This is a genomic window from Pseudomonas sp. BN102 (genome assembly GCF_029871245.1).
Taxonomy (GTDB): Bacteria; Pseudomonadota; Gammaproteobacteria; order Pseudomonadales; family Pseudomonadaceae; genus Metapseudomonas.
Genome location: NZ_SSON01000029.1, coordinates 21426 through 31888, shown reverse-complemented (window position 1 = coordinate 31888; position 10463 = coordinate 21426). Strand labels below are relative to the sequence as shown.

At 66.2% G+C, this 10463-nt stretch carries 9 protein-coding genes; 8 read left to right on the top strand and 1 reads right to left on the bottom strand.

Annotation, left to right across the window (positions count from 1 at the left end):
• Window positions 1-65: 65 nt before the first annotated feature.
• From E8F12_RS03990 to E8F12_RS03980, 3 genes are read left to right on the top strand one after another with little or no spacing between them, the layout of a single operon-like run.
• Window positions 66-1091 (top strand): phosphotransferase, encoded by a 1026-nt coding sequence (locus E8F12_RS03990; RefSeq protein WP_280324064.1) that lies wholly within the window; start codon window positions 66-68, stop codon window positions 1089-1091.
• On the top strand, window positions 1088-1759 hold the full coding sequence (gene murU, locus E8F12_RS03985; protein WP_280324005.1) for an N-acetylmuramate alpha-1-phosphate uridylyltransferase MurU: 672 nt from the start codon (window positions 1088-1090) through the stop codon (window positions 1757-1759). The genes E8F12_RS03990 and murU overlap by 4 nt, the downstream gene beginning before the upstream one ends.
• A gap of 1 nt (window position 1760) precedes the next feature.
• Window positions 1761-2528, top strand: coding sequence for a TerB family tellurite resistance protein (locus E8F12_RS03980; protein WP_280324004.1), 768 nt, complete (start codon window positions 1761-1763; stop codon window positions 2526-2528).
• A 7-nt stretch (window positions 2529-2535) separates the two neighbouring features.
• On the opposite strand, the gene E8F12_RS03975 is transcribed toward E8F12_RS03980, so the two are convergent.
• Entirely contained in the window at window positions 2536-3555 is a 1020-nt protein-coding gene (locus E8F12_RS03975) for an alpha/beta hydrolase family protein (RefSeq protein ID WP_280324003.1), read from the bottom strand.
• A 134-nt stretch (window positions 3556-3689) separates the two neighbouring features.
• Between E8F12_RS03975 and E8F12_RS03970 the strand changes: the two genes are divergently transcribed.
• The 5 genes from E8F12_RS03970 (at window position 3690) to E8F12_RS03950 (ending at window position 10408) form a co-directional block, all read left to right on the top strand.
• On the top strand, window positions 3690-6080 hold the full coding sequence (locus E8F12_RS03970) for a transporter substrate-binding domain-containing protein (protein ID WP_280324002.1): 2391 nt from the start codon (window positions 3690-3692) through the stop codon (window positions 6078-6080).
• The gene (locus E8F12_RS03965; RefSeq protein WP_280288492.1) at window positions 6077-6706 is read left to right on the top strand and encodes a response regulator transcription factor; all 630 of its coding nucleotides are present in this window, start codon (window positions 6077-6079) and stop codon (window positions 6704-6706) included. The genes E8F12_RS03970 and E8F12_RS03965 overlap by 4 nt, the downstream gene beginning before the upstream one ends.
• 151 nt (window positions 6707-6857) lie before the next feature.
• Window positions 6858-7967 carry an ABC transporter ATP-binding protein gene (locus E8F12_RS03960; RefSeq protein ID WP_280324001.1) on the top strand — a complete coding sequence of 370 codons (1110 nt, stop codon included), beginning with the start codon at window positions 6858-6860 and terminating at the stop codon, window positions 7965-7967.
• Between the two features lie 49 nt (window positions 7968-8016).
• A complete protein-coding gene (locus tag E8F12_RS03955) occupies window positions 8017-9048 on the top strand; it encodes an ABC transporter substrate-binding protein (RefSeq protein WP_280324000.1) in 1032 nt (343 codons plus the stop codon).
• 112 nt (window positions 9049-9160) lie between these two features.
• On the top strand, window positions 9161-10408 hold the full coding sequence (locus E8F12_RS03950; protein ID WP_280323999.1) for an ABC transporter permease: 1248 nt from the start codon (window positions 9161-9163) through the stop codon (window positions 10406-10408).
• Window positions 10409-10463: the final 55 nt, after the last annotated feature.

Sequence of the window (10463 nt, the reverse complement as noted above, 5' to 3'; positions counted from 1 at the left end):
CTGAAAAAGATGCTGGATAATAAAGCATGACCCGCACAACGGCTAGCGCCGCCGGAGACCACCCGATGCACCACGAAGACCTGCGCCTTCAGCAGCTGAGCCAATGGCTGGACCAGCAGTTGCCCACCCTGTTCGCTGCCGAAGGCTGGGGCCCCGTGCCTGTCGCCAGGCTGGTTTCGGCCAGCAGCGATGCCAGCTTTCGCCGTTATTTCCGCTGGGAGGCCGACGACCGCACCCTGATCCTGATGGACGCCCCGCCGCCCCGCGAGGATTGCCGCCCCTTCGTCAAGGTGGCCGGGATGCTCGCCGAAGCCGGCGTTCACGTGCCGCGCATTCTCGCCGCGGACGTGGAGCAGGGCTTCCTGATCCTGGATGACCTGGGCCGCCAGACCTACCTCGACGTGATCAACGTCGAAAATGCCGACTCGCTCTTCGAGGACGCGATCCACGCGCTGATCGCCTTCCAGAAGCGCAGCCTCGATGTCCCCATGCCCAGCTACGACGATGCCCTGCTGCGTCGCGAGCTGCAGCTCTTCCCCGAGTGGTATCTGCAGCGCCACCTGGGCATCGAACTGGACGGTGAGCGCCTGGCCGCCTGGCAACGCGTATCCGACCTGCTGATCGGTAGCGCCCTGGACCAGCCGAAGGTACTGGTGCACCGCGACTACATGCCGCGCAACCTGATGCTGAGCCGTCCCAATCCCGGCGTGCTGGATTTCCAGGACGCGGTCTACGGGCCGGTGACCTACGATGTCACCTGCCTGTTCAAGGATGCCTTCCTCAGCTGGCCGGAAGAGCGCGTCGCCGCCTGGCTTCAGCGCTACTGGACCCTGGCGCGGGAAGCGGGAATTCCGGTGCAGGCCGACTTCGCCGAGTTTCACCGCGCCAGCGACCTGATGGGCGTACAGCGCCACCTCAAGGTCATCGGCATCTTCGCGCGCATCTGCCATCGCGATGGCAAGCCCAAGTACCTGGATGACGTACCGCGCTTCTTCTCTTATATAGAAGCCGTGGTCGCCCGCCGACCGGAGCTGGCCGAGCTGGGCGAATTGCTGGGCGGCATGCCGCTACTGGAGGTCGTGCCGGAATGAAGGCCATGATCCTCGCGGCCGGCAAGGGTGAGCGCATGCGCCCCCTGACCCTGCACACACCCAAGCCGCTGGTCCGTGCCGCCGGCACCCCACTGATCGAGTTCCACCTCAATGCCCTGGCGGCGGCGGGGTTTCGCCAGCTGGTGATCAACCATGCCTGGCTCGGGCCGCAGATCGAGGCGTATCTCGGCGATGGCGCGCGCTTCGGTCTGTCCATCCGCTATTCGGCAGAAGGCGAGCCGCTGGAAACGGGAGGCGGCATCTTCCGGGCCCTGCCATTGCTGGGGGACGAGCCTTTCCTGGTGGTCAACGGCGACGTCTGGACCGACTTCGACTTCAAGCGTCTGCGGCGGCCACTGGATGGCTTGGCCCATCTGGTGCTGGTGGACAACCCCATCCACCACCCACGCGGCGACTTTCGCCTCGACCAGGGGCGGGTGAGCGACGCAGTCGAGGGCGAGGCCAGCCTCACCTACAGCGGCATCGCCGTGCTCCATCCGCGGCTGTTCAGCGGTTGCCAGGCAGGCGCCTTCAAGTTGGCCCCGTTGCTGCGCCAGGCCATGGCCGCCGGCCAGGTCAGCGGCGAGCATTTCGCCGGACGCTGGGTCGATGTCGGTACCCACGAACGCCTGGCGGAAGTCGAGCGCCTACTGGTAGCGGAGGCCTGAGTTGGTCTGGCCGGCTACCCTGATCGGCGCCGCAGCAGGACTCGCCCTCGCGAGCATTCCCGGCGCCCTGCTGGGCGGTCTGCTGGGGCATGTGCTGGATCGGAAGCTGCAGCTGGACTCCTGGAGCGCCCTGCGCGCCCGCGTGCGTGGCGAATCGGCCATCGACCAGCAGGACCTGCTGTTCATCCTTCTTGGGCGCCTGGCCAAGAGCGATGGACGGGTGGAGGAAGCGCATATCCAACAAGCGCGCTCCGAGATGAAACGGCTCGGTCTGGATGACGCCGGCACCCGGCGGGCGATAGCCGCCTTCAACCGCGGCAAGGCCGGCGGCGACAAGCTGGAGATTTCGCTGAGGCAGCTGCGCCACGATCGCTCGAGCGTCGAACGCCTGCTGCGCAGTTGCTGGCAGTTGGCCGCAGCTGACGGGCGTATTGGCCAGCATGAGCGCCAGCTCATCCTCCAATGGGGCCATTGGTTGGGGCGTTCGGCGTCGCAGGTGGAGGCGCTGGGCGCTGGCTACGATCTGCCCCATGGACTGCCGCTCAGGCGTGGCAGCGGCTACAAGGATGCACTCACCCTGCTGGGAGTGACAGCCGATTGCGAGCCGGCGGTGATCAAGCGCGCCTACCGCCGACTGCTCAGCCAGAACCACCCGGACAAGCTTGCCGGCTCAGGCGCCAGCCCGGCCCTGGTGCGCGCCGCGACCGATCGCACGCGCGAGCTGCACAATGCCTACAACCTGATCCGCGAGCGCCACGGTTTCCGCTGAAGCCCTGTCAGCCCCCAGGCGCGGTGCCTTGCCCGTCGGCGGCTTGCAAGTGCAGGCTGAGCCAGCCCCGAATCCGCCGTATCAGCTGTTCCTGCTCGGTGGCGCGGTCGCCCGGCAGGCCCTTCATGGCGATCTGCAGGTAGGCCGGGTGCTTCTGCCGTTTGCTGGCATGCAGCCGGCGTAGGGCGGAATCGCGGTCGGTGGGCTGGTCTTTGTAGTAGAAGTCGCCGGTGGCCAGCTTGAGTTCCGACAGCGAATCCTCCAATGCAGGCTCGTATCCCGCCGGTAGTTCCGCCGCCACCAACAGGAGGTTGCGGATGTCCTTGGGTTCCTTCAGCGCCAGAAACTGCGCCGCCCAGAAGGCCCCCGTGCCGTGGCCGAGCAGCACGATGGCCTTGGGCTGCTGCTGGCGGGCAAAGGCCAGGGCTGCCTCGATGCGGGCGAACACCCTTTCCGTCTGGGCCTTCTGGATGGCATCGCGGGAGAGTGGCGGTGGTGCCGGGTCGGTGTCGGGCTCGGCACTGCCCGCCTGCTCGGTGTTGGCCGGGCCTTCTTCCGCGGCCTTCTCGGGGTTCACGGCAGGCTCGGTCTTGCTCGGCTCTTCGGTCTTGAACGGACGTGGTGGCAACGGATCGCCGCTGGGGTCGGGCAGGGTCAGGCTCAGGGTGCTCCAGCCGGAGTTCGGCAACCTGCGCCGCAACGGGCCGATGGCTTGCGGCCAGTCTGCGCTCTCGCCTTCCCCGGGCAGCAGGATCAGGAGACCGCCGGGATCACTGACATTGGCCGGCCGCCACAGCGCCAGGAAACTATCCTCGCCCGCCCGCAACCGTTGTTGCTCCCGGCTCGGCAATTGGCGCTCCAGGCTAGCGGCATCTTCCTGGCTGCGCTCCTCCAGCGGCGCGCGTTCCACGGGAGGAAGCGGCTGCGTGTCCGTGGCGGTGGTTGCCTCCGCCGCAAGTAGGGCAGGGGAGGCAGGTAGCAGGGCGAGGTAAATGGCCACGAGAGTCGGGCAAAGGGCGCGAAGCATCTGGGGATTCCTGGTCGAGCTGAGACAGAGGAGCCTAATGGCACGCCCGGCATTTGTCAGGCCGAGCCTTCGCATGGTGGGTTGCAGCTGGAGTAAGGTATGTCGGCTGTTTACCCCTTTGCGGTTGGTCCTCGATGATCCGTGCGCTTTTCTCCCTGCTGTTCGCCTGCTGCCTGGCGATTCCCGCGTTGGCGGCACCGACCCCGTTGCCCCTCGACGACGGCCAGCGGCAATGGCTGGAGGCCCACGGCCAGCTGCGCGTCGGCGCCCTGTTGCAAGCGCCCTACGTCCAGCTGGACAGGCGACTGCAGCAGCTCTCCGGGGCCAATGTCGAGCTGATGAATTGGTTGGCCGGGGCCATGGGCGTGGAGCTGGTCTGGCGCACCTACGACAGCCAGGGCGAACTGGATCAGGCCCTGCGCGCCGGGCAGATCGACCTTGCCCCCGGCCTTGTCCAGACCCCAGCCGGCCTGCGCCTCTGGCTCTTCTCCGATCCTTACATGCGCGTCTCGCAGCTGCTGGTGGGCGAACGTGACGGCAGCGCGGCGGTGGATCTCGAACAGCTCGACGCCACTTCGCCCGTCGCGGTGCGCCAGCCCAGTGCGGTGGCCGATTACCTGCGCGCGACCTATTCCAATCTCAACCTGAAACCCATGGCCAGCGAACGCCATGCTCTGCAGGCGTTGCTCGCCGAGCAGGTGCGCTATGCCGTGCTGGACGAAGCCCAGCTCAGCCGCCTGTCCCGCGAGCAGGAGTTCGCCGGGCTGGCGGTAGTCGGGGATATCGGCTTCCCGCAGCTGCTGCGGATCGCGTCGAGGCGGGACTGGCCGGAACTGGCGGCCATCATCGACCTCGCCATGCGCAGCCTGCCGCCCAAGGACCTGGACCTGCTCCACGAGCGCTGGCTACAACCCAAGTACTCGCGCCTGGGCGAGTCCGCCGGCTTCTGGCAGAACCTCAGTCTGCTGCTGGGCGCACTGCTGCTGACCGCCGCCGCCGTCATCGCCTGGCTGCGCCGCCAGCGCCGTGGTCTGGAGCGGCAACTGCTGGACGCGCGCCACGCCCTGCAACTGCGCGAGGCGGCCGAGGAAGCCCTGCGCCTCACCCAGTTCTCCATCGACCACAGCACCCTGGGCATCCTGTGGGTCAACTGGGACAGCCATGTGCGCTACGCCAACCGCGCCGCCGAACAGATGCTGGGTTATGCAGCCGGCAGCCTGGCGGACCGGCCGCTGGCGGACTTCGAGCCGGAACTGAGCATGGACCGCTGGCTCAACCTCTGGCGCCGTGCCCGCAACAGCGACGAAGGCCCGTTGAGCTTCGAGACGCGCTGCCTGCGCCCGGACGGCGGCTGGCTGCCGGCCGATGTGTCCCTGAGCTTCCTGCGCTTCGGCTCCTCGGAGTACCTGGTGGTGTTTCTCTCCGACGCCACCGAACGGCGCCGCGCCCGCGAGGCCGTGGAGGAAAGTGAAGCCCGCCTGAAGGGTATCGCCTCCAACGTGCCCGGCCTTGTGTTCCGACTGGAGCGGCGCAAGGCCGGAGTGCCCGCCGACTTCGCCTTCATCGGCGAGGGCAGCGAGGGGCTTGTGGGCTACAGCGCCAGCGAATTGCTCGACACCGGGCGCGGCATCCGCGGCCTGGTCCACCCGGAGGACCGCGACAGCTACTGGGCAAGCCAGCAGGCGGCGCTGGGCGCCGACCGCGATTGGCACTGGCAGGGGCGCATCCTCACCCGCGACGGGCAGTTGCGCTGGGCTGACATCAAGGCCAGCGCGCGGGTCTTCGAGGACGGCCGGGCGATCTGGGACGGCGTGGTCTGGGACATTACCGAGAACAAGCAGATCGAGCTGGAACTGGGGGCCTCGCGAGCCCAATTGCGCGAGCTGTCGGCGCACCTGGAAAGCGTGCGCGAGGAGGAGAAGGCGCGTATTGCCCGCGAGGTGCACGACGAACTGGGCCAGGTGCTCACCGTGCTCAAGCTGGAAACCTCCATGTGCGAACTGGCCTTCGCCGGCCTCGACGCCGGACTGCGCGAGCGCCTGGAGAGTATGAAGCGCCTGATCGCCCAGCTGTTCCAATTGGTGCGTGACGTGGCCACCGCCCTGCGCCCGCCCATCCTCGACGCCGGCATCGCCTCGGCCATCGAGTGGCAGGCCCGGCGCTTCGAAGCACGCACCCAGATCCCCTGTCTGGTGGAAGTGCCGGAGCAGCTGCCGCAGCTCTCCGACGCCAAGGCGGTTGGCCTGTTCCGCGTGCTGCAGGAAGCCCTGACCAATGTCATGCGCCATGCCGAGGCGCATACTGTGGCGGTTCGCCTGTGCGAAGAAGACGGCATGCTCTGCCTGCGCATCAGCGACGACGGCCGGGGCTTCGACACCAACGCCGGGCGTGGCAGTTCCTTCGGCCTGGTGGGTATGCGCGAGCGCGTGCTGATGTTGGGCGGCAACCTGCAGATCGACAGTCAACCCGGAGAGGGCACCACCCTCTGCGTCCGCGTGGCATTGGATAAGGAGAAAGTGGCGTGATCCGAGTACTGGTGGCTGAAGACCACACCATCGTCCGCGAAGGCATCAAGCAGCTCATCGGCCTGGCCAAGGACCTCTGCGTCGCGGGCGAGGCGGCCAATGGCGAGCAGTTGCTGGAAACCCTGCGGCAGACGCCCTGCGAGGTGGTGCTGCTGGATATCTCCATGCCCGGCGTCAACGGCCTGGAAGCCATTCCGCGAATCCGCGCGCTGAGCAACCCACCGGCGGTACTGGTGCTGTCCATGCACGACGAGGCGCAGATGGCGGCGCGGGCGCTGAAAATCGGCGCCGCCGGCTACGCCACCAAGGACAGCGACCCGGCGCTGCTGCTCACGGCCATCCGCAAGGTGGCGTCCGGTGGCCGCTACATAGACCCTGAGCTGGCCGACCGCATGGTCTTCGAGGTTGGCCTGACTGACGCACGACCCGCCCACACCCTGCTCTCGGAGCGGGAGTTCTCGGTGTTCGAGCGCCTGGTGCGTGGCGAAGGGGTGAACGAGATCGCCCAGCAGCTGGCGGTCAGCAGCAAGACCGTGAGTACTCACAAGGCGAGATTGATGCAGAAGCTCGGTCTGCACTCGGTGGCGGACCTGGTGAAATACGCCGTCGAGCACAAGTTGCTGTGAATGTCCGACAATGGCTCTCTGATTTGTAGGGCGATCCCTACAAGAAATCCTCTCTAAGCCTTATAGCAATCTCTCATACCGCCCGATTTGCGTGCTTTGCCGCCTTCTCTAGGCTTTCCCCTACGGCAGACACAAAAACAAAGGTGCGGTTATGGCCGATTCAAAAGGCAGCGACATCCTGGTCAGCTTTCGCGGCGTACAGAAGAGCTACGACGGCGAGACCCTGATCGTCAAAGACCTCAACCTGGACATTCGCAAAGGCGAGTTCCTCACCCTGCTCGGGCCGTCCGGCTCCGGCAAGACCACCAGCCTGATGATGCTCGCCGGGTTCGAGACCCCCACCAACGGCGAGATCCTGCTGGGCGGTCGCTCGATCAACAACGTGCCCCCGCACAAGCGCGACATCGGCATGGTGTTCCAGAACTACGCGCTCTTCCCGCATATGACGGTGGCCGAGAACCTGGCCTTCCCGCTCTCGGTGCGCGGCCTGAGCAAGACCGACGCCAGCGAGCGGGTCAAGCGCGCGCTGTCCATGGTCCAGCTGGACGCCTTCCGCAACCGCTATCCCGGCCAGCTTTCCGGCGGCCAGCAGCAGCGCGTGGCCCTGGCTCGTGCCCTGGTGTTCGAGCCGCAGCTGGTGCTGATGGACGAACCCCTCGGCGCCCTGGACAAGCAGCTGCGCGAGCACATGCAGATGGAAATCAAGCACATCCATCAGCGCCTCGGCGTCACCGTGGTCTACGTGACCCACGACCAGGGTGAAGCTCTGACCATGTCCGACCGGGTGGCGGTGTTCCATCAGGGCGAGATCCAGCAGATCGCCCCGCCGCGCGAGCTCTACGAGCTGCCGCGCAACACCTTCGTGGCTAACTTCATCGGTGAGAACAACCGCCTCAATGGCCAGCTGGAAAGCCGCGAGGGCGACCGTTGCGTGGTGCGCCTGGCCCGTGGCGAGAAGGTCGAGGCGCTGGCGATCAACGTCGGCCAGCCGGGTGAGCAGGTGACCCTGTCTATCCGTCCGGAGCGTGTGCGTCTCAATGGCCACAGCGAGAGCTGCGTCAACCGCTTCTCCGGGCGCGTCGCCGAGTTCATCTACCTGGGCGACCACGTGCGTATCCGCATGGAGGTCTGCGGCAAGCCCGACTTCTTCGTCAAGCAACCTATTGCTGAGCTCGACCCCGCACTGGCGGTAGGCGATGTGGTGCCGCTCGGCTGGCAAGTGGAGCACGTCCGCGCTCTGGACCCGCTTCTGGCGGAATGACGCGGCGGCACCAAGGCATTAGCAACCCTGCACTGTGGAGAAAATAACAATGTCGAAATCCCTGAAACTCACCGCCATCGCCCTCGGGTTGGCCTGCGCCGCCCAGGCCATGGCCGCCGACCTGACCGTGGTGTCCTTCGGCGGCGCCAACAAGAACGCCCAGGTCAAGGCCTTCTACGAGCCTTACCAGAAGAGCACCGGCAACAAGATCATCGCTGGCGAATACAACGGCGAGATGGCCAAGGTGAAAGCCATGGTCGACACCAACAGCGTGTCCTGGAACCTGGTGGAAGTGGAGTCGCCCGAACTGTCCCGCGGTTGCGATGAAGGCCTGTTCGAAGAGCTCGACGCGGCCCAGTTCGGCAAGGCCGAAGACTTCGTGCCCGGTGCCATCCAGCCCTGCGGTGTAGGCTTCTTCGTGTGGTCCACCGTGCTGGCCTACAACGCCGACAAGCTGAAGAGCGCGCCCACCAGCTGGGCGGATTTCTGGGATGTAGAGAAATTCCCCGGCAAGCGCGGCCTGCGCAAGGGCGCCAAGTACACCCTGGAGTTCGCCCTGATGGCCGACGGCGTCGCGCCGAAGGACGTCTACAGCGTGCTCGCCACCAAGGAAGGCCAGGACCGCGCCTTCAAGAAGCTCGACCAGATCAAGCCGAGCATCCAGTGGTGGGAAGCCGGCGCCCAGCCGCCGCAGTTCCTCGCCTCCGGTGACGTGGTCATGAGCTCCGCCTACAACGGCCGCATCGCCGCCGTGCAGAAGGAGAGCAACCTGAAGGTGGTATGGAACGGCGGCATCTACGACTTCGACTCCTGGGCCATCCCGAAGGGCGCCAAGGATGCGGACAAGGCCAAGGAGTTCATCGCCTACTCGGTCAAGCCCGAGCAGCAGAAGACCTACTCCGAGAACATCGCCTATGGCCCGGCCAACACCCAGGCGGTGCCGCTGCTGGACAAGGCCCTGCTGAAGGACATGCCGACCACTCCGGAAAACATCAAGGACCAGGTCGCCATGGACGTCACCTTCTGGGCTGACTACGGCGAGCAACTGGAGCAGCGCTTCAATTCCTGGGCGGCCAAGTAAGGCTGCTTTTACTCCCCTCTCCCTCCGGGAGAGGGGCCGGGGGTGAGGGACGCATCTCCTCACCCTGGCCCTACGGGGCCGAAAGTCCAACCCTGTTCCAACGGAGTTCGCCATGGCCACTGCAGTGCCCCTGAACGAGGTCGCCGGCCCCAGCCTCAAGCAGCGCCTCGCCCGAGCGGAGCGGATGAACCGCCTGAAGTCCCAGGCGCTGATCCTGCCGCTGCTGATTTTCCTCCTGCTGACCTTCCTGGTGCCCATCGGCGCGCTGCTCTACAAGAGTGTGAACAACCCGGAAGTGGTCGGTTCCATGCCACGCACCGTCGACGCCATCTCCAGTTGGGACGGCAAGGCGCTGCCCGCCGAGCCCGTGTACAAGGCCCTGGCCGAAGACCTCGCCGCGGCGCGCAAGAACCAGACCATAGGCGACCTTTCCAAGCGCCTGAACATGGAACTGGCCGGCTACCGCAGCCTGATGGCCAAGACCGCCCGCGCCTTGCCGTTCAAAACCGAGCCGGCTTCCTACAAGGAGGCGCTGGAAGGACTGGACGAGCGCTGGGGCGACCCGGCCTATTGGCAGGCAATCCGCCGCAACGCCAGCCACCTGACCCCCTATTACCTGCTGGCCTCCCTCGACCATCGTATCGACGACCTTGGCGAGCTGGCGCCGGCCACCCCGGACCAGGCCATCTACCTGGACATCTTCGCCCGCACTTTCTGGATGGGCGCGGTGATCACCGTGATCTGCCTGCTGCTGGCCTACCCACTGGCCTACCTGCTGGCCAACCTGCCGACCCGCCAGAGCAATCTGCTGATGATCCTGGTGCTGCTGCCGTTCTGGACGTCGATCCTGGTACGGGTGGCGGCCTGGATCGTGCTGCTGCAGTCCGGCGGCCTGATCAACGGCGCGCTGATGAAGCTGGGTCTGATCGACCAGCCGCTGCAGTTGGTGTTCAACCGCACCGGCGTCTACATCGCCATGGTGCACATCATGCTGCCGTTCATGATCCTGCCCATCTACAGCGTGATGAAGGGCATCTCCCCCAGCTATATGCGGGCAGCGATCTCCCTCGGATGCCACCCCTTCGCCAGCTTCTGGAAGGTGTACTTCCCGCAGACCGTGGCCGGCGTCGGCGCCGGGTGCCTGCTGGTGTTCATCCTGTCCATCGGCTACTACATCACCCCGGCGCTGCTGGGTAGCCCGAACGACCAGATGGTCAGCTACTTCGTCGCCTTCTTCACCAACACCACCATCAACTGGGGTATGGCCACGGCCCTGGGCGGCATGCTGCTGTTCGCCACCCTGATCCTCTATGTGGTGTACAGCTGGCTGGTGGGCGCTGGCCGCCTGCGCCTGGGATAAGAACGCCTCCGAAGGAGGCCACCCGATCCCCCTCTGCCGCTCGCGGGAGAGGGTG

Bases quoted from the DNA above. Each gene is read 5' to 3' on its own strand.
- murU (WP_280324005.1), top strand. From the start codon at position 1,088: ATGAAGGCCATGATCCTCGCGGCCGGCAAGGGTGAGCGCATGCGCCCC.
- E8F12_RS03950 (WP_280323999.1), top strand. From the start codon at position 9,161: ATGGCCACTGCAGTGCCCCTGAACGAGGTCGCCGGCCCCAGCCTCAAG.
- E8F12_RS03975 (WP_280324003.1), bottom strand. From the start codon at position 3,555: ATGCTTCGCGCCCTTTGCCCGACTCTCGTGGCCATTTACCTCGCCCTG.
- E8F12_RS03955 (WP_280324000.1), top strand. From the start codon at position 8,017: ATGTCGAAATCCCTGAAACTCACCGCCATCGCCCTCGGGTTGGCCTGC.
- E8F12_RS03990 (WP_280324064.1), top strand. From the start codon at position 66: ATGCACCACGAAGACCTGCGCCTTCAGCAGCTGAGCCAATGGCTGGAC.
- E8F12_RS03960 (WP_280324001.1), top strand. From the start codon at position 6,858: ATGGCCGATTCAAAAGGCAGCGACATCCTGGTCAGCTTTCGCGGCGTA.
- E8F12_RS03970 (WP_280324002.1), top strand. From the start codon at position 3,690: ATGATCCGTGCGCTTTTCTCCCTGCTGTTCGCCTGCTGCCTGGCGATT.